15 protein-coding genes and 2 pseudogenes are annotated in these 23,787 nt (G+C 74.9%); 8 read left to right on the top strand and 9 right to left on the bottom strand.

Annotation, left to right across the window (positions count from 1 at the left end):
* Nucleotides 1–126: 126 nt before the first annotated feature.
* Nucleotides 127–1,803, bottom strand: a complete 1,677-nt coding sequence (locus Srubr_RS20995; protein ID WP_189990340.1) for a PucR family transcriptional regulator — start codon at nt 1,801–1,803, stop codon at nt 127–129.
* A gap of 354 nt (nt 1,804–2,157) precedes the next feature.
* Between Srubr_RS20995 and Srubr_RS20990 the strand changes: the two are divergent.
* Together Srubr_RS20990 and Srubr_RS20985 are read left to right on the top strand one after the other, a co-directional pair.
* Nucleotides 2,158–2,646: pseudogene (locus Srubr_RS20990) on the top strand (FAD binding domain-containing protein); the annotation flags it as partial.
* Nucleotides 2,647–3,006: 360 nt separating this feature from the next.
* Nucleotides 3,007–4,464, top strand: coding sequence for an NCS2 family permease (locus Srubr_RS20985; protein ID WP_189990343.1), 1,458 nt, complete (start codon nt 3,007–3,009; stop codon nt 4,462–4,464).
* Nucleotides 4,465–4,927: 463 nt separating this feature from the next.
* On the opposite strand, the gene Srubr_RS20980 is transcribed toward Srubr_RS20985, so the two are convergent.
* On the bottom strand, nt 4,928–5,368 hold the full coding sequence (locus Srubr_RS20980) for an SRPBCC family protein (RefSeq protein ID WP_189990345.1): 441 nt from the start codon (nt 5,366–5,368) through the stop codon (nt 4,928–4,930).
* Nucleotides 5,369–5,423: 55 nt separating this feature from the next.
* Complete coding sequence (locus Srubr_RS20975) at nt 5,424–6,197, bottom strand: polysaccharide deacetylase family protein (protein WP_229926484.1); 774 nt, start codon at nt 6,195–6,197, stop codon at nt 5,424–5,426.
* Between the two features lie 169 nt (nt 6,198–6,366).
* On the opposite strand from Srubr_RS20975, the gene Srubr_RS20970 reads away from it, so the two are divergent.
* The 5 genes from Srubr_RS20970 to Srubr_RS20950 are packed head-to-tail and all read left to right on the top strand — an operon-like array spanning nt 6,367 to nt 14,624.
* Complete coding sequence (locus Srubr_RS20970; protein ID WP_189990349.1) at nt 6,367–8,058, top strand: trypsin-like peptidase domain-containing protein; 1,692 nt, start codon at nt 6,367–6,369, stop codon at nt 8,056–8,058.
* Nucleotides 8,055–10,379 carry a serine/threonine-protein kinase gene (locus Srubr_RS20965; protein WP_189990351.1) on the top strand — a complete coding sequence of 775 codons (2,325 nt, stop codon included), beginning with the start codon at nt 8,055–8,057 and terminating at the stop codon, nt 10,377–10,379. The genes Srubr_RS20970 and Srubr_RS20965 overlap by 4 nt, the downstream gene beginning before the upstream one ends.
* A 29-nt stretch (nt 10,380–10,408) precedes the next feature.
* Complete coding sequence (locus Srubr_RS20960) at nt 10,409–12,133, top strand: VWA domain-containing protein (protein ID WP_189990353.1); 1,725 nt, start codon at nt 10,409–10,411, stop codon at nt 12,131–12,133.
* Nucleotides 12,130–13,314, top strand: a complete 1,185-nt coding sequence (locus Srubr_RS20955) for a hypothetical protein (RefSeq protein WP_229926449.1) — start codon at nt 12,130–12,132, stop codon at nt 13,312–13,314. The genes Srubr_RS20960 and Srubr_RS20955 overlap by 4 nt, the downstream gene beginning before the upstream one ends.
* Nucleotides 13,311–14,624 (top strand): ABC transporter substrate-binding protein, encoded by a 1,314-nt coding sequence (locus tag Srubr_RS20950; protein ID WP_189990354.1) that lies wholly within the window; start codon nt 13,311–13,313, stop codon nt 14,622–14,624. The genes Srubr_RS20955 and Srubr_RS20950 overlap by 4 nt, the downstream gene beginning before the upstream one ends.
* 110 nt (nt 14,625–14,734) lie before the next feature.
* Here Srubr_RS20950 and Srubr_RS20945 read toward each other — a convergent pair whose 3' ends face one another.
* Together Srubr_RS20945 and Srubr_RS20940 are read right to left on the bottom strand one after the other, a co-directional pair.
* Nucleotides 14,735–15,526: a S1 family peptidase gene (locus tag Srubr_RS20945; protein ID WP_189990356.1), complete on the bottom strand. Its 792-nt coding sequence runs from the start codon at nt 15,524–15,526 to the stop codon at nt 14,735–14,737.
* Nucleotides 15,527–15,738: 212 nt separating this feature from the next.
* Nucleotides 15,739–18,558, bottom strand: a complete 2,820-nt coding sequence (locus tag Srubr_RS20940; RefSeq protein ID WP_189990358.1) for an ATP-binding protein — start codon at nt 18,556–18,558, stop codon at nt 15,739–15,741.
* 906 nt (nt 18,559–19,464) lie between these two features.
* On the opposite strand from Srubr_RS20940, the gene Srubr_RS20935 reads away from it, so the two are divergent.
* A complete protein-coding gene (locus Srubr_RS20935) occupies nt 19,465–21,135 on the top strand; it encodes an AMP-binding protein (protein ID WP_189990360.1) in 1,671 nt (556 codons plus the stop codon).
* A 113-nt stretch (nt 21,136–21,248) separates the two neighbouring features.
* Here the strand turns inward: Srubr_RS20935 and Srubr_RS20930 are convergent, their stop codons facing one another.
* The 4 genes and pseudogenes from Srubr_RS20930 to Srubr_RS20920 form a co-directional block, all read right to left on the bottom strand.
* Nucleotides 21,249–21,929, bottom strand: coding sequence for a zinc-binding dehydrogenase (locus Srubr_RS20930; protein ID WP_229926450.1), 681 nt, complete (start codon nt 21,927–21,929; stop codon nt 21,249–21,251).
* A gap of 23 nt (nt 21,930–21,952) precedes the next feature.
* Nucleotides 21,953–22,114: an alcohol dehydrogenase catalytic domain-containing protein gene (locus tag Srubr_RS40930; protein WP_229926451.1), complete on the bottom strand. Its 162-nt coding sequence runs from the start codon at nt 22,112–22,114 to the stop codon at nt 21,953–21,955.
* 129 nt (nt 22,115–22,243) lie between these two features.
* Nucleotides 22,244–22,519 (bottom strand): annotated as a pseudogene (locus tag Srubr_RS20925) (hypothetical protein); the annotation flags it as partial.
* A gap of 103 nt (nt 22,520–22,622) precedes the next feature.
* Nucleotides 22,623–23,690, bottom strand: coding sequence for a Glu/Leu/Phe/Val dehydrogenase family protein (locus Srubr_RS20920; RefSeq protein ID WP_203855045.1), 1,068 nt, complete (start codon nt 23,688–23,690; stop codon nt 22,623–22,625).
* Nucleotides 23,691–23,787: the final 97 nt, after the last annotated feature.

Below are 23,787 nucleotides of genomic sequence, written 5' to 3'. Positions count from 1 at the left end.
GCTGTTGAGTGGTGGCGGCATTCCAGCACCAATCGCCGGGCCCGGCCAAGAGGATGGGTGAAAAATTTCACAAAGTAGGGGGGCGCGGGCGGGGCCGGGCAGGCCGCCGCGCGCCCCCCGCCGGCCTCAGCTCATGCGCAGGGCGAGGAAGAAGTCCAGCTTGTCCTCCAGCCGGGACAGGTCCCGTCCCGTCAACTGCTCGATCCGCCCGACCCGGTAGCGCAGCGTGTTGACGTGCAGGTGGAGACGGGTGGCACAGCGGGTCCAGGAGCCGTCGCAGTCCAGGAACGCCTCCAGGGTCGGGATCAGCTCGGCCCGGTGCCGCCGGTCGTAGTCCTTCAGCGGGTCCAGCAGCCGCGCGGTGAAGGCGCGGCGGACGTCGTCCGGGACGAAGGGAAGCAGCAGCACATGGCTGGCCAGTTCCTGGTGGCCGGCCGCGCACACCCGGCCGGTGCGGGCGGCGGCGACCCGGCGGGCGTGCCGGGCCTCCTCCAGGGCGCCGCGCAGGCCCTCCGCCGAGTGCACGGCCGCGCTGACGCCGAGGGTGAGCCGGCCGTCGTCGTCCAGGCCCGCCGACAGCGGCTCGCGCACCGCCTGGAGCAGGGAGTCGGCGAGCAGCCCGGCCTCCGAGCCGTCGTGCTCGGCGGTGACCGAGGGCAGCGGGACCAGGGCGACCGCCTCGTCCCCGGTGTGCGCGACGGCGATCCGGTCGGACGGCTCCGGGCCGGTCGCCAGCGGGTCGACCAGCACCTCCTCCAGCAACGACTGGGCGACCTGGCCGCCGTCGACCTGGTGGCCGTCCTCCCACTCCACGCGGGCCACCACGACCTGCCAGTGCGGGGCCGCGCCGAGCCCGGGCAACAGCACCGGCGCCGCCACCCGGAGCCGGGCGGCTATCTCGGCGGGCGCGGCGCCGGTCTGCACCAGTTCCAGCACCTCCTGGGCGAGCCGGCGCCGGACCGTGCGGGCCGCGTCCCTGCGGTCGCGTTCGACGGCGATCAGCTGGGTGACGCCCTGGAGCAGGTCCAGCCGCTCCCCGGGCCAGTCGCCCGCGTCCGCCTCCACGGCCAGCAGCCAGTCCGACAGCACCGTCTCCCGCACGTCGCGGGCGGCCTGCGGGGAGCGGCCGGAGGAGCGGATGGGGAACAGGGAGTAGGTCGTGCCGTGCAGCTGGACCCGGTGCGGGCCGCGGCGGCCGGTGCGGCTGGCCGCCAGGTGCTCGGCGGCCAGCCGGGCGCAGGTCTCGGCGGGCAGCGCCGGGCCCGCCACCTTGGCGCCGGCGATCAGCCGGCCGGTGGGGGAGAGCACCCAGGCGCGCAGGTCCAGGTCGGAACCGAGCAGGTCCAGGACCACGTCCGGGCCGCCGCCCGCCGGGCCCGAGGTCATCATCCGCCGGTGCCGGTCCACCACCGCGGCCAGGTCCCCGGCCCGCTCGCCGGAGACCTGCCGGACCACGTGCTCGGTGATCGTGGCGAACGCCACCGACTCGTGCACCGCGAACAGCGGCAGCCGGTGCCGGGCGCAGGCCAGCACCAGGTCCTCCGGCACATCGCCCAGCTCCGCCTCGCCGGCCGCGAGCGCCGCCACCCCCGCCTGGGCGAGGATGCGGACGAAAGGCTCGGAGTCCGCGGCGTCCCTCCGCCAGGCCAGGCCCGTCAGCACGAGCTCGCCGCCGGAGAGGTAGCGGCTCGGGTCGCGCAGGTCGGTGGTCATGACCCCGCGTACCGCGCGGTCCAGCTCGTCCTCGCCGCCGAGCAGCCGCAGGCCCAGCGCATCGGTGTCCAGCAGTGCGCGCAGCCGCATCTCGTCGCCGCCGTTCTTTGTCTCGAAACCTACGATGAATCTTGGAAGGTGGGCCCGGGGCCGTCCCGGGGCACCCGGAACCGGACGCCCGGGGAGGCGTGGTGCGGTCCTCCGCGCTGTTTCCCGCGTTTCCCCAGGAAATCGGAGAGGTTACCGATGGCCTCCGTTCATACGAATCTACAAGATGCCTGCCCTGGCCAGCCAACTCCTTCATGGTTTCGGTGACTGACCGGGCCGGAGCGCCGGGCGGTCTACTGAGTCCACTCCGCGTGAACAGCACATGAACGAGCCGCGCCCGCCGCACACGGATTGGCTCGATCCGCACGACTCACGAGACGAAGAAGAGAGCCGGTCATGGACTTCCTTCGCCCCGCCAGCCGGGAGGAGGCGCTCGCCGCCAAGGCCGAGCACCCCACCGCTGCGCCGATCGCGGGCGGCACCGATGTCATGGTCGAGACCGACTTCGGCCACCGGCGGCCCGGGCGCCCGCTCGGCCTGAACCGGGTCGGCGATCTCCACGAGCGGGAGACCGGCGAGCAGGGCGTGCGGCTGGGCGCCTCCGTCCCGTACGGCGCGATCACGCGGAGTCTCCGTGCCGGGCTGCCGGGCCTCGCGCTCGCCTCGCACACGGTCGCCTCCCCGCGGATCCGCAACCGCGGCGGCGCCGGCGGCAGCCCCGGCACGGCCTCGCCGGCCGGCGACGCCCACCCCGCGCTCCCCGCCGCCGGCGCCGGGGCCGAGGTGGCGTCGGCGGCCCGCGGGACCCGGATGATCCCGGTCGGCGCGTTCCGCACGGGCGTCGAGCGCGACGCGCTCCGCCCGGACGAGCCGGTCCCCACCGTCCTCGACACGCCGGCCGTGCCGGTCGGCGTGCCCGAACTCGCCGACGAGCACGCCCCGTACGGGCCGCGCGGCGCCGGCGAGGCCCCGGCCCTGTCGTCCACCCCGGCCCTGTCGTCCGCCCCGGCCGTCCTCGCGGCGATCCGGGACGCGACGGGTCCCGAGCCCAACCGCACGCCGGTACGTCCCGGGCACCTCACGGGAACCGCGTAACCCCCAGGGGTCGCGACCGGCGCTTTTCCGGGGGGACTCGCGCTCCCCGGCCCCCACTGTTCGTCTCGGGCCGTCCCCCGGGTCGTCTATCCCAAATCCCGTGCCGCACAGGCGTGCACGGGTGTCCCTATGAACCTTGGGAGTTGGCCCATGACCCACCAGTCAGTGGAGCCCAGGACCGCCGCCGAGGACGCGGGCGAAGGCAGCCGCGTCCCCGCAGGCCGGTCCTGGCTCGACCGGTACTTCCACATAACCAGAAGAGGATCCACGGTCGCGCGGGAAGTGCGCGGCGGCATCACCACCTTCATGGCGATGGCGTACATCCTCCTGCTCAACCCCCTCATCCTGTCCGGCAAGGACGCGGCGGGGGACACGCTCGGCCAGAAGGCGCTGATCACCGCGACCGCGTTCGCGGCGGCCTTCACCACACTGCTCATGGGCTTCGTCGGCAAGGTACCGCTCGCCCTCGCCGCCGGCCTCTCCGTCTCCGGCGTCCTGTCCACCCAGGTCGCCCCCGAGATGACCTGGCCACAGGCCATGGGCATGTGTGTGATGTACGGCGTGGTCATCATGCTGCTCGTCGTCACCGGCCTGCGCGAAATGATCATGAACGCGATCCCGCTCGCGCTCAAGCACGGCATCACGATGGGCATCGGCCTGTTCATCGCGTTCATCGGCTTCTACAAGGCCGGCTTCGTCCACCAGGGCAAGGGCGGCCCCGTCACCCTCGGACCCGCCGGCGAACTCACCGGCTGGCCGGTCCTGTTGTTCGCCGGCACCCTGCTGCTGATCTTCATGCTCCAGGCCCGGAACTTCCCCGGCGCCATCCTCATCGGCATCATCAGCGGCACCGTCGTCGCCCTGATCCTGAACGCCGCCGGTGTCATCGACCCCAAGCAGTGGGCCAACGGCACGCCCGAGCTGCACGGCAGCGCGGTCTCCATGCCTGACTTCTCGCTCTTCGGCGACGTCGAGTTCGGCGGCTGGGGCGAGGTCGGCGCGATGACCGTCGGGATGATCGTCTTCACCCTGGTGCTGGCCGGCTTCTTCGACGCGATGGCCACCATCATCGGTGTCGGCACCGAGGCCAACCTCGCCGACGACAAGGGGCGGATGCCGGGCCTGTCCAAGGCGCTGTTCATCGACGGCGCCGGCGGTGCCGTCGGCGGTGTGGCGGGCGGCTCCGGCCAGACGGTGTTCGTGGAGTCGGCCACCGGTGTCGGCGAGGGCGCCCGCACCGGGCTGGCCTCGGTCGTCACCGGCCTGTTCTTCGCGGCCTGCCTGTTCTTCACCCCGGTCACCGCGATCGTGCCGCAGGAGGTCGCCTCCGCCGCCCTGGTCGTCATCGGCGCCATGATGATGATGAACGCCCGGCACGTGGACTGGGCCGACCGCGCCACCGCCATCCCGGTCTTCCTGACCGTCGTGCTGATGCCGTTCACGTACACCATCACCACCGGTGTCGCCGCGGGCGTCATCTCCTACGTCGCCATCAAGGTGGCCCAGGGCAAGGCACGGGAGATCGGGGCCTTCATGTGGGGGCTCACGGTGGTGTTCCTCGTCTACTTCGCCCTCAACCCCATCGAGGGCTGGCTGGGAGTCCACTAGCCCGCCCAGGCCCCCACGCCCCTCGGCGGACCGGCGGTCGCCGCATCGCCGGGGAACCCGACCGGCCCGGCGGCCGGCTCGGTCTGCCGAGGGGTGCGTGGGGCGCCGTACACGCGCTGTGCCGGCAGGCGCCGACGGACGGGCAGGACCGTCCTGAGGCGCTTCCGGTACGGCGACGAGGATGCCCTCGCCACCGGCCTGACCCGTGGCGGCGACAACGGCATCCTCGTCACACCGGCCGGGCGGACGGTCCCGCCCGGCCGGTGTGCGCGACCGCGCCGGCCGTCGCCGCCCATGGGGAGGCGGCGACGGCCGCGCGGATCGCCGAGGCCACGCACCGGGCCCTCCCCCCGAGGCCGCGCATCCGCCGCCCGAGGACCTGTGCCCGAACTCCCGCCGTCCGCTGGGCGGACGGGCTACGTGGTGTCGGGTGCGTACGGCCGTCCCGGGCCGGGGCGGCCGCTCAGGGGCGTTGGAGCAGCCGGTCCGCCGCGCGGCCGAACAGCAGGCGGGAGGCGCCTCGCAAGGCTCCGTCGGAGAACCGGGGCAGGAAGCCGACCCGCAGTTCCTCCCGCCACACCACCCGGCTGCCGCCCCCGGGGCCGGGCCGGACCTCGATCTCCGCCCAGCCCAGGACCACCCGCCCCCGCTTCTCCAGCCGGCACATCCCGCCCGCGTCCCCGGCCGGCGGGCGCCAGAGCGTCACCTCCATCACGTCGTCCACGGCGAACGGGCCGACCCCGGACCGGGCGACGAACCGCGTGCCCACGTGGGTCGGCGGGGGCGTGAGCACCCTGACCCGGGTCAGCGGGACGGCGCCGGCGTGACGCGGCCACTCGGTGAGCCGGCGCCACGCCTCGTCCGGCGGGAGGGGCACCGTACGCGTGAGGGAGAAAGGGGGCACGGCACGATCGTAGGCACCACCGGTCCGCCGTGCCCCGGCGCCGCCGCCGTAGGGGCTACGGGCGGTACACCTTGCCGGGCTCCGCCTTGCCGGGTGCCAGCAGCTGGGGGACCGTCACGAAGACGTAGCCGCGCTGCTTCAGCGCGTCGATGATGCCGGGCACGGCCGGCACGGTCCCGTCGTAGATGTCGTGCAGCAGGATGATGCCGTCCCGGGACGACTGCTCCAGGACGCGCTTGGTGATGAGCGCCGAGTCGTTGGTCTTGTAGTCCTTGGCGGTCACGCTCCACAGCACCTCCGCCAGGCCCAGCTCCTTGCAGATCTCGTGCACGTTGGAGTCGGTGCGGCCCTGCGGCGGGCGCATCAGGGTCGGCTTGTGCCCGATGAGCTTCTCGATCGCCTCGTTGGGCCGGTTCAGCTCCTCGCGTATCTCCTTGTCCGAGATCTTGGTGAGGATCTTGTGGTCCCAGGTGTGGCTGGCGACCTCGTGGCCCTCCGCCGCCATCCGCTTGACCAGCTCCGGGTACTTCTCGATGTGCCGCTTGCCGAGCAGGAAGAAGGTGGCCGGGACCTTCTTCTCCTTCAGGATGTCGAGCAGCCGCGCCGAGTTCTCGCTGGGCCCGGCGTCGAAGGTGAGCGCGATGCACTTGGCCTTGCGGCAGTCGGCGCTGCCGAACTTGGCCGGCGCGCCCTGTGCCGCCTCGGCGCGGACGGTGCTCGGGGCGGTCGTGTCGACCTGGGCGCAGCCGGCCAGGGTCAGCGTCAGGCCGGCCGCGGCCGCCGCGGAGGCGAGGGCCCGGCGACGCAACCTCCGGCCCGTTCCGTGCATCTTCCTGGGCGCGTGCGGCGGCGTGGCGATCGTGTCGGTCAAGAGAGGCATGCCCGGACTATACACTGCGTGTATAGCGCAACAGTTCGAACCCCCTCGGGTGATACCGGGCAAAGTCCCCGTGCACACCAGTAGTACCGACCGGGTACTCCGAGTAACCTCAGGGACCATGACGCGCACGGGGGAGCGAGTCGGCACGGCACGGTTACGGACACCCGCCTGGATCGCGCGCATCGAGACGCCGGACGGGCGGGTCCTCGGCGCGGGGGTGCTGCTCGCCCCCGAACGGGTCCTCACCGCCGCCCACGTCGTCCGGCCCGGCCACCACTACACCGTCCGCCTGGTCGGCGTGCCCGGCCTCGGCCCCGTCACCGCCACCGTCCGCCCCGACGAGTACGTGCCCCAGCGCCAGGACACCTTCGGGGACCGCAGCGGCGACCTCGCCCTGCTGCGCCTGGCACCGCCCCTGCCCGCCGGACACACCACCCGGCTCCACCGCCTCGCCGCCCCGCACGGACCCGTCAGCATGTACGGCTTCCCGGACGGCGACGACGGCGGGCGCTGGCACGGCGCCACCCTGGTCGCCGCCCGCGGCCGGGACAGCCAGGTGCAACTGCGCCCCCTCACCCCCGGCGAACTGGCAGCACCCGGCTTCAGCGGCGGCGGAGTCGTGGACCACGCCACCGACCGGGTCATCGGCATCGTCCTCAGCGTCGACGAGGGGCCGGGCTCCGCGTTCAGCTACATGAGCCCCACCGAGACCATCCTCAGCCACCTGCCCCAGGTCGATGCCTGGTCCGACGGCCCCGAGGCCGTCGACCCCCGGTTGCGCACCGGCACCGGCCCCGCCGCCGGCCGGCTCGACGTGCCCTTCGCCACCGAACTCGCCACCTGGTTCCGCGGCGAGGGCTGGCCGGTGCTCGTCACCGTCGTCCCCGCCGGCGGCGACCGCGCCTTCACCCTCCAGCGCGCCGTCACCCTCGCCGACCGCGAACTGCGCACCCACCGCAACACCAGCGCCGTCAGCCACGACCCGCCCGAGACCGTGCCGCCCGCCGGCGCCCACGACCTCGCGCTCGACGTCGAGGACCTGACCACCGCCCAGGTCATGGACCGGATCGCCGAGCGCCTCGGCATCCGCGACGACCCCCGCCCGGAACGGCTCGGCACCCTGCGCCTGCCGCTCGCCGCCGTGCTGGCCGGCGTCGACGAGGCGGCCGACCCCGACGCTCTGCTCGCCCTGCTGGACCGGCTCGCCCGGCAGGGCGCCCGGCTGCTGCTGGCCTTCCGCAGTCCCGGTGAGCGCGCCGCCCGCGCTTCCGACCTGCTCGTCCACCGCCCGCTGCGCGACCGCTGGGCCCGGCTGCACACCGAACTCGACCGCATCACCGACGACTTGGGCCCGGCCCTGGACACCCGCCGGGACCGCGTCCTGCCCGGACCCGGCACCCGCCCGCTGCTGGACCGGGCCGAGGCCGGCGTACGGCGCACCCGGATGCTGCGCGCCTGGGTCGCCCACACCCCCGACCCGGAGCGCGACCCCGCCGCGGCCGGCCTGCTGTTCACCTTCGAGGACGCCGTCGCCCGCCGCCGGCGGCGCCTGGAGAACGCCATCGGCCTGCTCGACGCCCGGCTGCGCCGCCGCGCCGAACTCCTCGGCCGCGTCGGCGCCGAATGGCCGCTGTGCCGGCAGCGGGCCGCCGCGCACGGCGACCGGGTCATGACGGCGTACCGGCTCTACGAGGAGGCGCTGTCACTGCTGCGGCACACCCCCTGCGACATCGAGCGGGCCGAGACCGCCGTCGAACGGTTCGTCGGCTTCTGCTCCACCACCGCACCGGAGGAGGAGGGCGCCTCGTGACCTCGTGCGTCCGGCCCGGCTGCGCGGGCCGCATCATGGCCACCGGCTACTGCGACACCTGTGGCCACCGGCACGCCGAACCCCGCACCGGACCGCACCCCGGCCTCAGCACCGGACCGCACCCCGGCCCCCGCACCGGACCGCACCCCGGCCCCCAAACCGGACCGCCCGCGCGGCCCACGGGCGCGACCGCCGCCGAGGAGCCGCCCGGACCGGCGGCCGTGCACGCCGTCGCCGGACTCGGCGAACTCGACCAGCACGGACTGGTCGTCCTGCCCGAGGTCCCCGCCCCCGACGACGTCCTCCTCACCGACCCCCGGCCGCCCACCGGGGGCCGCCGCTGCGGCGCCGGCGGCTGCACCATGACCATCGGCGTCGGCTACGGCGGCCAGCCCGCCCGCGCCACCGGCCGCTGCCCCCGCTGCGGCACCCCCTACTCGTTGCTGCCCCAGCTCGCCCCCGGCGACGTCGTCGCCGACCACTACAAGGTGCTCGGCTGCCTCGCCCACGGCGGCCTCGGCTGGATCTACCTCGCCGAGGACACCCGCGCCGACGGCCACCGCGTCGTCCTCAAGGGCCAGATCAACGTCCACGACGTCCTCGCCCGCCACACCGCCGTCGAGGAACGCCGCTCCCTCACCGCCCTGCACCACCCCGACATCGTCCGCATCGTCACCTACGCCGAACACCGAAGCGCCGGCCACCCCGCCACCGGCTACCTCGTCATGGACTACATCGGCGGACGCTCCCTGCAACAGCTCATGGACGCCGACGACATCGAACGGATCTTCCACGGCCGTCCCCGCCTCGACCACGTCCTCACCTACGGCTGCAAGATCCTCGGCGCCCTCCAGTACATGCACGAACGCGGCCTGCTCTACTGCGACATGAAGCCCGCCAACGTCATCCACTTCGGCCGGGCCGTCAAGGTCGTCGACCTCGGTGCCGTCCGCGCCATCGGCGACCGCGCCTCCGCCTACGTCTACACGCCCGGCTTCGCCCCGCCCAAGGAGGAGGTCGACCGCCGTGGCTGGCACGTCGACAGCGACCTCTACACCGTCGGCATGACCCTCCAGGCCCTGGCCCGCGGCACCGAACCCGCCCGCGGCCTCGCCTCCGACTCCTTCCGCCGCGTCATCGCCCGCGCCACCCACGCCGAACCCCGCGCCCGGTTCCGCTCCGCCGCCGAGATGTCCCGCCAGCTCTGGGAGGTGCTGCGCGAGTTCCGCGCGCTCCGGTTCGGCGAACAGCTTCCCGAGAGCTCCACCCTGTTCCGCCCCTCGGGCGCAGGCCTCGACGCCGGGCTCGGCGCCATCCCCGCCCTCGGCCACTGGACCCGCCGCGCCGACGGCCGGCCCGCCGCCCTCGACGTCTCCCCGCCCCACCCCGTCGAGGTGGCCGGCGCCCTGCCCGAGCCCCTACCCGACCCCGAGGACGGCGCCGCGCTGCTGCTCGACTCCTTCCCGCCCGACGCCCCCGACCGGGTCGCCCGGCAGTGGCCCCGCGAATCCCGCCTCGGCACCCCCGAGACCGCCCTGTGGCTGTGCCGCGCCTATCTGCGCAAGGGCGAGCAGCGAGCGGCGGAGAGCTGGCTCGCCGAGGCCGAGACCCTGCTCGGCGAACGCGCCGCCGCCCACGACTGGCGCATCGCCTGGCACCACGGCGTACTGCACCTCAGCAAGGGCGAGGTAGACCTGGCCGGCGTCCGCTTCGACGCCGTCCACCAGGCGCTGCCCGGCGAGTACGTGCCCAAGCTCGCCCTCGGCCACTGCGCCGAGCACACCGCGGGCACCCGCCCGGCCCGCGCCATGCGGTACTACGAGGCCGTCTGGAGACGGGACTTCGCGCACACCGCCGCCGCGTTCGGCCTGGCCCGCGGCCACCTCGCGGCCGGCGACCGGGACGCCGCCGTGCACGTCCTCGACGAGGTCCCCGCCACCTCCCGGCACCACGACGCCGCCCGCATCGCCGCCGTCCGCGTCCGCGCCGGCATCCTGCACGGCACCCCGCCCACCGCGGCCGGCCTGCGCGACGCCGCCCGGCGACTGCCGGAACTGCGCCTGGACGGCGGCGCCGCCGACGGCGAGTCCCGGGCCCGGCTGATCGCCGAGGTCCGCGAGAACGCCCTGCACAGCCGACCCGCCCAGGGCTGGGGACGGGACTTCCCGGCCGGGGACCTGCTGGGCGACGGGGACGAGGACGGGCTGCGCGCCCGGCTGGAGCAGTCCTTCCGGCAGCTCGCCGCGCAGGCCCGCACCGCCGGGGAACACGGCCGGCTGCTCGACCTCGCCCACGCCGTCCGGCCGATGACCACCTTCTGACCCACCCACCAGCTCCGGGAGAGACAGCGATGACCGTGGCCGAGGAGACCGAGGTGACGCTGGAGGTCGGCCAGCGGACGGAACTGCCCGCCCTGCCCGACCCGGCCGGGCACCACCGCGAACGCGAGATGCACGCCATCCTGGAGATCGGGGTCCGCGGCCCGGCGGGCGCGCCGCACGCCACCCCCGCGCCCGGCACCGGACCCGCCCTCGCCGAGGTGCTGATCGTCGACACCTCCCGCTCGATGCTCCACCCGCCGGCGAAACTCCACGCGGCCAAGGACGCCACCGCGGCCGCCGTCCGGATGCTGCCCTTCGGCACCGCCTTCGCCGTCCTCGCCGGACGGTTCGACGCCACCGTGGTGCACCCCGGCCCCGGCAGCCAGGTGCTCGCCGTCGCCCGGCCCGGCGAACGCGAGGCCGCCGAACGCGCGGTCCGCCTCCTGGACGCGGACGGCGGCACCGCCATCGGCGCCTGGCTCGACCTCGCCCGGCGGCTGCTCAAGGACCAGCCCGCGCCCGTCAAACACGTCCTGCTGCTCACCGACGGCCGCAACGAGCACGACCACCGCTCCCACCGGCCGCTTCAGTCCGTGCTCGACGCCTGCGCGGGCCAGTTCGTCTGTGATGCCTGGGGCATCGGCGACGACTGGGACGCCGAACTGCTGCTGGCCATCACCCGGCGGCTGCACGGCCGCGCCCGGGCCGTCCGCCGGGAGTCCGAACTCACCGCCGCCTACGAGGAATTGATCGCCGGGCTGCTCGGCACGGCGGTGCCCGAACTGCGCATCCGGCTCACCCCGACCACCCCCGGCACGGTGATCCGCCAGGTCAAGCAGGTGGTGCCGAACGAACAGGAGCTGCGACCCGTCCCGGCCAGCCCCGGTGGACGGGCCGCGGAGTACGTCACCCGGGCCTGGGGCGACGAGGTACGGCACTTCCAGGTCGTCCTGACCGCCGACCCCACCGGCCGGGAGAGCGGCGAGGAACTCCAGCTGGCCGCCGTGGAGATCGACGTACCCGGCGTCCGGCGCCCGCTGCGGCTGCCGCCGCCCCGGCCCATCCTGGTGCGCTGGACCGACGATCCGCTCGACGCCTCCCGGCAGCACCCCGGGGTCCGGCGGCACGAGCTGTACCAGCGGGCGAGCGCCGCCGTCGCCCAGGCGTACCGGGCCTGGCTGCGCGGCGCGGACGGCCGGGAGACGGCGGACCGCGAACTCGCCCGCGCCCTCGCCCTGGCCGCCGAGCTGGGCGACGCCCAACTGCTCGGCGCGCTCCGCCTCATCGAGTCCGCACCGGGCACCGGCCGCATCCGACCCGGCCTGAAGGACGTCGACTGGCAGCACCTCATCCTCTCCAGCGCCCTGACGACTCCGCCGGAGCGGTACTCGGGGGAGGGCGGCGGCAGGGCGTCTTCGGGTGCGGGGCGTGGGGGTGTCGGAGGGGCGGGGAGTGCGGCAGGGGTGCCGGAACCGGTGGGGGCCGCGGTTCCCGGGAGCCGTGACGACGGCGGCGCGGTTCCGGCCGACGCGGACCCGGGCGACCCTGCGGCGGGCGACCTCGTGCCGGGCCATGCGGCGCCGGGGCACGCGGCTCCGGGTCACGCGGCGCCGGGCAGCGGAAGTCCAGGAGGCGCGCCGCCCGTCCGCCCGGACGGACTGATCGAGTGCCCCGACTGCCGCTGGCTGGGACCGGCCGACTCCCTGTACTGCGGAGGCGACTGCGGGCGCCTGCTGAGAGGGGCACCGGCATGAACCCGGGCAACGCGGGAACACCCGGCGCGGGCGGGCGCGGCACGGCTCCGGGCGCACCCACCGGCTCACCCGTCCACCCACCGTCCCAGCCGCCCCCCGCCTCCCCGCAGTCCCCGTCCTCCCCGCAGTCCTCGTCCTCCCCGCAGTCCCCGTCCTCCCGGCAGCCCCGGTCCGGCCGCCGTACGCCCGGCCGATGGGCGGGCCGCCTCGCCCGGCTCGTCTCCCGGCCGGTCTCCTGGGCCACCGGGGCCGGAACCCGGCCCGCCGACGGCGGCAGCACCACCGCGCGCGACCTGGCCCTCCGGCACCGCCTGCTGCTGGCCCTGTCGGCCCTGCTCACCCTGTCGCTGTTCGTGTCGTACCAGGGCGTGCACGACGGCGCGGACCCGCTGCGCTCCTCCACCGCCCCGGCCGTGCTGTCCCTGGACACCGCGCTGTACGCGCTCGGCCAGGCCCAGCGGGCCGCCGCCCAGCCGGCTCCGACGAGCGACTTCCAGAAGCAGATCTCGGTCGCCGTGCAGAGCCTCGCCGCCGCCGCGGCCGACGACGACCTCGGCGGACCCGGCGGCCGGCAGGCCCTCCAGACGGTGGCCGGTCTCATCACCGTCTACGCCGTCAAGGTCCAGCAGTCCCAACTCCAGCCCGACGGCAGCGTCCTGCGCGAGGCGTACCTCAGCTACGCCACCAGCGTCCTGACCGAGAAGGGCGCCGGCATACAGGACCGGCTGAGGGCCCTGCAACGGCAGGAGCGCGCCGCCGTGCACCGGCAGACCTCCTTCGGCCCGCTGCTGTGGCTGGCCTGGAGCGTCACCCTGCTGCTCGCCCTCGCCCTGACCGCCGCGCTGCTGGAGACCCAGCGCTTCCTGCGCCACCGCTTCCGGCGCCGCTACAACCGGCAACTCATCGCCGCAGGGCTGCTGTTGCTCGCCGGTGTCACCGTCACCGTGCTGTTCACCGTGTGGACGCAAGCGGGGATGACCGACACCCGTACCCTGCTCGACCGCCCGCTGCCCGGGCGGCTCATCCCCGACGCGGGGCGGCACACCGCCTCGTACCTGTCCGGCACCGGCTTCCGCGCGGCGGCGGCGGTGTGGATCCTGATAGGAGGCGCCTTGCTGATGGCACTGGCCGAGACGGGCCTCAGGCGGCACATCAACGACTACCGGTTCAGGCCCCGGTGAGCGCGCGCCCCGGCGGCCCGGTGACGGCCGCCCCCGGCCCCCGGCCCCGCCGCTCCCGCCGTCCGGCCCGCGTCGTCACCGTGGTGGCGAGCTGCCTGGCCGTCCTGGCCGCGGTCGCCGTGGCGGGCGTACGCGCCCTCGGGCACGAGCCGTCCGTCACCCTGCTGGCCAACTGGACCGGCGGCGACGAGCGCCACTTCCGCGAGGCGGTCATCGAGCCCTTCGAACGGAAGTACCGCATCCGCGTCGACTACCAGGGCAGCAACGCCGAGAGCCAGGTGCTCGGCGCCGACGTCGAGGCCGGCACCCCGCCCGACGTGGTGGTGCTCACCGGGCCCGGCGAACTCGCCGAGTACGCACGGCAGAAGCACCTCGTGCCACTGGAAGACCTGGTGCGCCACGCGGACTTCGGACCGTCCTGGGCCACCCCGCTGACGGACGGGCACGTGTACTGGTTCCCGCTGAAGGCCGACCTGAAGAGCATCGTCTGGTACCCGGCCGGCCTCGGCGAACGGGAGTTGCGGGACGCCGTGCGCCGGCCGGCCGCGTGGTGCGTCGGCATGGGCTCCGGCGCCACGAGCGGCTGGCCCGGCACCGACTGGATCGAGGACATCCTGCTCCAGCGCCACGGCCCCGCCGCCTACGAACGCTGGGCGCGCGGCGATCTGCCCTGGCGTTCCCCGCAGGTGAGGTCGGCCTGGACGGCCTGGGGCGACCTCGTTGGCGCCGGCGGCGACCCGGACCTCGTCCGGCGGGCCCTGAAGACCCCGTACCAGTCGGCGTCGGACCCGGTCAGCGCCCGCCCGCGCGGCTGCGTGCTGGAACACCAGGCGTCGTTCATCCGCGGCCGGCCCGCCTGGCGGCAGACCGACGGTCGTTACGTCTCCTCCGCCGAGCTGCTCTTCGGGGCCGCCCCGCGCGCCTGGGAGGTCTCCGGGGACCTCGTCGCCCTGCTGCACGACACCCCGCAGGCGCGGAAGCTGATCCGCCACCTGGCCTCGGCCGGCGCCCAACGGGCCTGGAGCGAGGGGGAGTCCGGCTTCTCCGTGCACGCCGGTCTGCCGCCCGCCGTCGGCGGCTCCGGCTCCGCCTGGCACCGCTCGCTCGCCGCCGCCCTGCGCGACGAGAAGGCGGCGCACTGCTTCGACGCCTCCGACGCCATGCCGCCCGCGGTGCGCGACGCGTTCGCCGAGGCGGCCATCGAATTCCTCGCCCACCCCGACCGCCTGGACCGCCTGCTCGGCTCCCTGGACACCCTCAGCGGCACCCGGGGTCTGACCTGGCTGCCGTCGGTGTGCGACCGGACGTAGCGGGGCCCCGGGGGTCCCGGGGCACTGGAAAGGGGGCGTTGCGGGCCGCTCGTGGTGGCCCGCAACGCCCCCCGGCACATCCCCGAGGGGTGCTCGGGAAGTCTTCCGGGTTACGAGTTGACCTGCGCGGTCACCAGGTCCGAGAAGGTGGTCAGCCGGGTGTAGACACCCGGGTAACCGGCCTCCGCGCACCCCTCGCCCCAGGAAGTGATCCCTGCCAGGACGCCCCCGATGAGCAGGGGACCGCCGCTGTCGCCCTGGCAGGTGTCCACGCCGCCGGAGGAGTATCCGGCGCACACCATGTCGGACTGGACGAAGTCCGACCCGTAGGAGGAACGGCAGCTGGAGTCGGACACGACCGGCACGGTCGCGGTCCGCAGCTGGTTGGAGGAGCTGCCGTTCTCCGAGGTGGTCCCCCAGCCGAGGATGCGGGCCGAGGTGCCGGCCGCGTAGACGCTCGTCTGCGAGGAGGAGACGTACTTGGCCGTGGTGTACGGCATCGACGTCGACAGGGTCAGCACGGCCACGTCGTCGCCGTTGGTGGCGTCCGTGTAACCCGGGTTGATCCAGATCTTGCTGACCCGGCTCACCGTGCCGTTGGTGCCGTTGAGGTAGGTGCGGCCCCCGACCACGCGGACGCTGCTCGTGGTCTCGCCGACCATGCAGTGCGCGGCGGTGACGACCTTGGTGGGGGACACCAGGGTGCCGCCGCAGAACTGGTTCTGGGACGCGTCCGTGACCTGCATGATGAACGGGTACGCGGTCGTCGTGGTGGTCGTACCGCCGACGATGGGCTGGGGTGCGGCGCTCGCCGTGGGGGAGGCGAGCAACGCGGTCGCCGCGGCGGCGGCGGTGGCCACCAGGGTCGCGGCGGTCTTTCTCACACGTCTGTGCCCGAACATGAGTCTCCTCAGTGGGGGTTGCACCGGTGGGGGGTCGCGCGGGTGTCGGTGGAGGGTGTGCACGGGGAGGTCGCAGGACCGACCCCGTGTGCCCGGGCGAGCGGCACGCCCTTTACGCTAGGACCCGGGACCCACGGCTCCCAATGAGGGAACCCCCTAAGGGGCTGGGTGAGGGAAAACCCTCGGTCCGGTTCAGTTAACTAGGGCCTCGCTCAGCGCGCCCGCCGAGCCGCCGCCAATCGGACGATGTCGACCCGCGACCGGATGCCCAGTTTGCGGTAGACCCGGGTCAGGGTCGCCTCCACCGTCTTCACGCTGATGAACAGCCGGGCCGCGATCTCCCGGTTGGTGGCCCCCTCCATGACCAGCGCGGCGACCTGACGCTCCATCGCGGCCAGCACCTCCAGCGCGGCCGGTGCCTCCGCCCGGCCCGGCACCGGGTCCGGCTCGGGGGCGGCGAGCGCGTCCTCCACCTGGCGCAGCCAGGGCAGCGCCCGGCAGCGCCGGAACAGCCGGGCGGCCTCGTCGAAGGCCGCCGCGCCGGGGCCCCGGCCGCGCAGCCGGGCCAGCGCGAACGCGGCCCGCGCCTCCTCCAGGCCGTAGCCGAGCTTGCCGAGCCGGTCCTGAGCGGACGTCAGCTGGGCGACGGCGGCCTCCCGGTCGCCCCGGGCGCGACGCACCAGCGCCTCGGACCGGTCCAGCACGGCGAGCACGCTCTCCCGGCCGAGCCGGAGCGCGTGCTCCCGGCTCACGTCGATGACGTCCTGCGCCTCGGCCACCTCACCGGTACGGACCAGCGCCTCGGCCAGGTCCCCCTGCCAGCGGCCCCGGGCCGGGTCGGTGATGCCGAGCCCCAGCTCCAGGCTGCGCACCCGGCGCAGCGAGCGCACCGTGCCCGCCGGGTCCCCGGCCACCAGCTGGGCGTACCCGAGGGCGCCCAGCGCCCGGGAGAGGTACATCTGGTCGCCGTCCTCCTCGGCGTGCCGCACCGCCTCCCGGGCGAGCGCCAGCGCCCGGTCGACATCGCCGCCGGAGGCCTCCGCCAGCGAGGTGAGCATCGCCGAGGCGGTCTCGCCGATGCCCGAGTCCCGGGCCAGCCGCAGGCTGTCGCGGGCCAGGTCCAAGGCGCGCCCGCAGTGCCCGGCGCGCAGCTCGGTCTCGGCGAGGCCGCGCAGGAAGTGCACCTCGCTCTCCACCGAGCCGCGCCGGCGCACCTCGCGCAGCAGCGCGGTGACGGTGGTGCGGGCCTCGGCCAGCTGGTCGCCCATCACCAGCCAGCGGAACCGGGCGCTGCCCGCGCCGTTGTGATGGCAGGCCACCCGGGGGTCCTGGGGCTCCCGCAGGGCCCGTTTGATGGTGCGCGGTGCCTCCGGATGGCCCATCAGGGTCTCGGTCTGCGCCTGGAAGGCCAGGGCGAGCAGTTCGGTGCGCCGGTCCTGGCCGCGCGCGGCCAGCTCGGCGGCGTGCGCGGCGGCCTGCCGGGCCTCGGTGAAGTCGCCCTCCACGATCAGCGCCCGCCAGGCCAGCTGGTAGTGCACCAGGGCCAGCAGCCGGGGGTCGTCCCCGGCGTCGGCGAGGGCCTGCGGGAAGACGGCGTCGACCTCGGCCATGGTGTGGCCGGCGGTGTCGATGACGATGATCCAGGCCCGCACCCGGTCGGCGGGCACACTCGCCCGGGTGAGCACCTCCCGGGCGATGTCCCGGGCCAGGTCGACCTCCCCGGCGGTGATCGCGTCCTCGGCGGCGGCGAGCCGGCGCTCCTCCGGACCCGGGCTGCCCTCGGCGGGGGTGTGCCGGGCGGCGAGCAGCCCGAGCTGGGCGGCGACCGAGGGCGCCCCGCGGTCCCGGGCGAGGGCGGCGGCCTCGGCGAGCCGGGCGGCCACCTCCGGGTCCGTGCCGGTGGTGGCCAGGGCCAGGTGCCGGGCCCGCTCTATCGGGTCGGAGGCGGCGGTGGACAGCGCCGCGTGCGCCGCCCGCCGCTCGTGCGCGGGCGCCTCCGCGTACAGCGCGGCGGAGATCAGCGGGTGCGCGAACCGTACGGCGGGGGCGTCGGGCTCGGTGGCCAGCAGCCCGAGCTCGGCGGCCTGGGCGCACTCGGCCTCGGCGTTCTCCCGGCCGGCCGCGCGCAGCAGCGCCGGGGTGGGGCGGGCGCCGGCGCTGGCCACCAGCAGGGTGCGGCGGGCCTCCACCGAGAGCATGTCCAGGCGGCTGAGCACCAGGGCGCGCAGCGAGGTCGGCACGGGCAGCGGCTCGCCGGGCCGGGGCGGGGTGGGGCTGTCGGCGAGGGCGCGGCCGAGTTCGAGGGCGAACAGCGGGTTGCCGCCGCTGGTGCGGTGGATCTCGCGGACCGTGGAGCGGGGCAGGCAGCCGTGGCCGCGGTGGTCGAGCAGCTGGGCGACCTGGGCGCGGGTGAGCGGGCCGAGCCGGACGGCGAGGGTGCCCGGCGGGCAGGAGCGCAGCTGACGGTCGTACTCCTGGCTCTCCTGGCCCTCCGTGCGCACCGCGCACAGCAGTTGCACCGGGGTGCCCTCAAGGCGCCGGGCGGCGAAGCCGAGGAGTTCGGCGCTGGCCGGGTCCAGCCACTGCAGATCGTCGGCGACGACCAGCACCGGGCCGTCGGCGGCGAGCGCGCGCAGCGCGGAGAGCACCGCCAGGCGCAGCGCGAGGCCGTCGCGCTGGAGGCTGGACTCGCCGCGGCCGGTGAGCGCCGACTCCAGGGCGGTGCGCTGGGCGGCGGGCAGCCGGGGGGAGACCTCGTCCAGGACCAGGCCGAGCAGATCGGCGAGGGCGAGGAAGGGCAGATGTGATTCGGACTCCGTCGCCGAGCACCGCAAGACCGTGCGCGCGGTGGCGCCGTATTCCTCGGCCAATGCCCGCAGAGCGGTGGATTTCCCTATTCCGGCCGGGCCGTGGAGCAGCACACTGCCCCCCGAGGCGAGTTGCCGACGGGCGCCGGCGAACAGCTCCTCGCGGCCGATGACCAGGTCGGGGCGGCACCTGGCAGACTCCTGGAAGTCCCGTCGCACGGTCACCGCTCCCCTCCTGTGTCGTGTCCGGGCCAAATTCTAGGCAACGATCCCTGAAATTCGGACGGAAGCCGTGGTGAGGGAAATAACAAACGGTCAGGCCGAAGGAAATTCAAAGCGGCGCGGGATGAATGGGCAGGTTTCCCAACCGTCTTCGGGCCACGGCGGCCCGCCCGCCCCCCGGACCGCGCTCACCGCCTCCCCTCGTGTGCGGGCGCCCGGATTCCGCGTCGCCGGACGCGGATGCCTCTCGCCCGTCTCCGGGCCGGTGCCCAACCGCCCTGCCACCGCCGCGTCGGTGGCTCCCACCCCCCAGGACAGCACGTCCGGTTCGCGTGGCGCCAGGGTCACGCCCCCGGCTCATGGCGGCGTGACCGGCGCCCCGCACCCGGCGATCGGCCCCGGTCCGGCGCTCCCGGCCACCGGCACCCGCGACACCGCGCGCGCCGCCTGCCAGACGGCACCCCGCCCGCCCGGACCGGACTCCGGCCGGCGACTCCCGCTCCTCGTCCCCCACCACCAGCGCCTGCCCCACGTCCCGCGCCACCGCCACCGCCGCGTCCAGCGACCGGTAACCGATCGGCCGGACCGGGGCCACCGCCCTGCCGCCCGGCCCGGTGCCGGAGGCCACCGGGAGCGGGCGCGGTGCCGCCCTGGCCGGGCCGCTCGGTTCGCTGACGCGGCAGTGCGGCCGGCCGGGAGCCACCGGGCCGCCGAAGGCGACGGGCGGCCCCGCGGCACGCCGCGGCCGGGCCGGCGTGTCGCGTGTCTCCGTCGCCGCCACGGCCTGTGCTGCCACCTTGACGCTCCTTCGGTGCGGTCCACCCCGTTCGGGGGTAGTGAGACCCGCATCACGGATTAGACGATGCCGGGGAGCCGCCCGGCAATGGTCCGGTACCGAGGAGGACGTGGATGACGGCGACCGAGACGTTCCGCGAAGCCAGGGACTTCCTGCTGGCGCACCGCGAGGACTACGCCACCGCTTACGAGGGCTTCCGCTGGCCCCGGCCCGGCCACTTCAACTGGGCCCTGGACTGGTTCGACGTCATCGCCGAGGGCAACGACCGCACGGCGCTGCACATCGTGGAGGAGGACGGCACCGAGACCCGGCTGTCCTTCGCCGAACTGTCCGCGCGCTCCAACCGGGTGGCCCGGTGGCTGCGCGAACGCGGGGTCGCCGCCGAGGACCGGATCCTCGTCATGCTCGGCAACCAGGCCGAGTTGTGGGAGACCGCGCTGGCCGCGATGAAGCTGCGCGCGGTCGTCATCCCGGCCACCCCGCTGCTCGGCCCCGCCGATCTGCGCGACCGGGTGGAGCGGGGCCGGGTCCGGCACGCCGTCGTCCGGGCGGAGGACACCGCCAAGTTCGACGACGTGCCCGGCGGCTACACCCGGATCAGCGTCGGCGGCCTGCTCGAGGAGGGCTGGGAGCCGTACGAGGACGCCTACGCGGCCCCCGCCGACTTCGTCCCGGACGGCCCGACCCTGGCCGACGACCCGCTGATGCTCTACTTCACCTCGGGCACGACGGCCCGCCCCAAACTGGTCGAGCACACCCACACCTCGTACCCGATCGGCCATCTGTCCACCATGTACTGGATCGGGCTCAGGCCCGGCGACGTCCACCTGAACATCTCCTCGCCCGGCTGGGCCAAGCACGCCTGGTCCAACCTGTTCGCCCCGTGGAACGCGGAGGCGACCGTCTTCGTCGTCAACTACACCCGCTTCGACGCCGGCCGGCTGATGGCCGAGATGGACCGCGCCGGCGTCACCACCTTCTGCGCCCCGCCGACGGTGTGGCGGATGCTCATCCAGGCCGACCTGACCCGGCTGGCGAACCCGCCCCGCGAGGCCGTGGCCGCCGGCGAACCGCTCAACCCCGAGGTCATCGAACGGGTCCGGCGCGCCTGGGGGGTGACCATCCGGGACGGGTTCGGCCAGACGGAGACCGCCGTGCAGGTCGCCAACACCCCCGGCCAGCCGCTGAAGACCGGTTCCATGGGCCGGCCGAGCCCCGGGTTCCGGGTGGTCCTGCTGGACCCGGTCTCCGGCGCGCCCGGTGTCACCGAGGGGGAGATCGCCCTCGATCTGGCCGAGCGCCCGGCCGGCCTGATGACCGGCTACCACGGCGACCCGGACCGCACGGCCGAGGCCATGGCGGGCGGCTACTACCGCACCGGGGACATCGCGACCCGGGACGAGGAGGGCTACCTCACCTACATCGGGCGCAGCGACGACGTGTTCAAGTCCTCCGACTACAAGGTGAGTCCGTTCGAGCTGGAGAGCGCGCTGCTGGAGCACGAGGCGGTGGCCGAGGCCGCCGTGGTGCCCGCCCCGGACGAACTGCGGCTCGCCGTGCCCAAGGCGTACGTCGTGCTCGCCGAGGGCTGGGAGCCCGGTCCCGGCACCGCGAAGGTCCTCTTCGAGCACTCCCGTGAGGTGCTCGCCCCTTACAAGCGCATCCGCCGGCTGGAGTTCGGCACCCTGCCCAAGACCGTCTCCGGCAAGATCCGCCGGATCGAGCTGCGCGAGGCCACGGCCGCGGGCTCGGCCGACGAGTACCGCGAGGAGGACTTCCGCTGACCGCGCGGGCCCCGCGCACGGTGGCGCCGGTCACCTCGCCGGTGAGTGAGCGGCGAGGTGACCGGCGGTGGTGCGGGGCGGTGGCGGGTGTCCGGGGCCCGCGCGATCATCATTCACGGCAACAGCACGAGTGAACCGGCCGTGGCGCGGGACTCGATCGCCCGATGGGCCTGCGCCGCGTCGGACAAGGCGTAGGTACCGCCGAACCGTACGCGCAGTGTGATCGCGGACAGCGCGCCGAAGACCTCGTTCGCGCGCCACAGCACCTCGTCTCGGGTACGGACGAAGTGCGGCAGCACCGGCCGGGTCACCAGCAGCGAGCCCGCTTCGGCCAGGCGTTGCAGATCGAACGGGGGCACTCGGCCGCTCACGGATCCGGACAACGCGAGTGTGCCCCGCGGCCGGAGCGAGGCGAGGCTCGCCTCGAAGGTGGCCGCACCCACGCCGTCGTAGCCGGCGCAGACGCCTTCGCCGCCCGTCAGTTCCCGGACGCGCCCGGCGAGATCGTCACCGTAACGCAGCACGTGCCAGGCCCCGGCCTCCCGGGCGGGCTTCTCCTTCCCGTCGGTGGACACGGTGGTGATCACCTTGGCGCCGCGCGCCGTGGCCCACTGCACCAGGAGCTGGCCCGTGCCGCCGGCACCCGCGTGAATCAGGACCGGCTCTTGCGGCGCCGGCCGGTACACCGACTCCAGGAGGCAGTGCGCGGTCATTCCCTGCAACAGCGCGCCCCCGGCGACCTGCCAGTCGATCCCGTCGGGCACCGGCACGCACTGGCCGGCCGGCACGGCCACGAGTTCGGCGTAGCTGCCCTTGCCTACGCCCAGGCCACTCGGTCCCCGACGGCGACCTCGGCCCCCTCGCCCGCCGCCACGACCTCGCCCGCTCCTTCGAGGCCCGGAACGGGCAGTTCGGCGGGATACTCCCCTCTGCGCACGTACACGTCGCGGTAGTTCACACCGATCGCTCTGGTCCGCACCAGCACCTCGCCCGGCCCGGGAACCGGGTCCGGCGTCCGGCGGTGACGCAGGGCGTCTGGCCGCCGGGCTCGGTCACCACTGTCGCGTGCACCAGGTCTCCCTTGCTCGCTCTCGTCGGTCCGGCCGCATCACGCCGTCCGGGCCTTGTGCCGGCGGCGGAACCGGTACAGCACCGGTTCGGTACAGCCGTTCGGCGCCGTCGCGCCCCGCAGGATCAGTTCGCGGGCCGCCTGCCACGCGAGGGAGGCTTCCCCCGCGGACAGCAGTGGCCGGTGACCCGGTTCGTCGCGGAGGCGCTCGTCCAGGACCGCCGCCGTCCGGCGCAGACCGTCGTCCACGTCCTGCTCGCTGATCACGCCGTGGCGCATCCAGTTCGCCAGCAGCTGGGTCGACATCCGTGCTGTGGCGCGGTCATGGAGCGCGCGACCGCCGGCAGGACGCCCGCGATGACGTAGCCCTCGGTGCCGACGGTGAACGTGGCCGGCGCCAGCACGTAGACCCGGGGGTTCACGCCGGCCCCGGTGCGGTGGGAACCGGCGCGGCCAGCCGCCGGCGGGCGAGGTCGTCGGCGGCCCGCGCTGTCGTGATCTCCATGCGCGCGGCCGTCTCGAACAGGCCGGTCAGGGTGTCGGCGATCGACTCGATGCGCCGGACCGCCTTCTCCGGTTCGTCGCCGAGGACTTCGCGCGAGACCGCGTTGACGACACCGCCGGCGTTGGCGATGTAGTCGGGGGCCCATCGGATCCCGCGCTCCCGCAGCAACTCCGCCACGCCGGGATCGGCCAGCTGGTTGTTCGCCGCGCCCGCGACCGCGCGGCAGCGCAGCCGGGCCACCAGGTCCCGGGTCAGCAGGCCGCCGAGCGCGGCGGGGACGAGTACGTCCACCTCGGCGGTGGCCGCCGCGCCGGGTTCGGTGAACACCGCGCCCAGTTCCGCGCCGAGCGGGCGCTTCGCCGGGTCGGCATCGCTCAGGGTCAGCTCGGCTCCCGCCGCCGCCAGCTGCCGGGCGATCTGCTCCCCGACGTGTCCCAGGCCGATCACCGCGAACCTCCGGCCCGCCAAGGCAGGCGAGCCGAACAGCGCCAGGCAGGTCGAGCGCAGCGCGGCGACGACGCCCAGGGCCGTGAACGGCGAGGGGTCACCGCTCCCGCCGGCGGCCTCCGGCCGGCAGAACACGTGCTCGGTCCGTTCGCCGATGACCGCCATGTCGGCCGGTCCGGTGCCCGCGTCGGGACCGGTCACGTAGGTGCCGCCGAGCTCCGCCACGATGTCGCCGACATCGTGCAGCGCCGCGTGGCGTTCGTCCGCGGTGATGCTCCGCCCGGCCGGCAGGACCACGACCGTCTTGCCGCCGCCGTTCGGCAGTCCGGCGGCGGCGCACTTGCGCGTCATGCCCTCCGACAGGCGCAGCGCGTCACGCAGGCCGTCCTCCCAGCTGTCGTACGCCCACATCCGGCAGCCGCCGACCGCACGGCCGAGAGCGGTGGAGTGCACGGCGACGACGATCGGCAGCCCGCTTCGCCGTCCGCGTCGCACCACGACCGATTCATGACCGAACTCCATCGGAGTCTCCACACGCCCTCCCGCGCACCCGGATGCCTGCGACGCGTCGCCGGGGACCGGGCCCCGCGGCGTCCGCTGTCCAGCCTGCCGACGCCGGGTCCGCCGGACC

Source organism: Streptomyces rubradiris (assembly GCF_016860525.1).
Classification (GTDB): domain Bacteria; phylum Actinomycetota; class Actinomycetes; order Streptomycetales; family Streptomycetaceae; genus Streptomyces; species Streptomyces rubradiris.
This window is presented reverse-complemented; position numbering and strand designations above follow the sequence as displayed.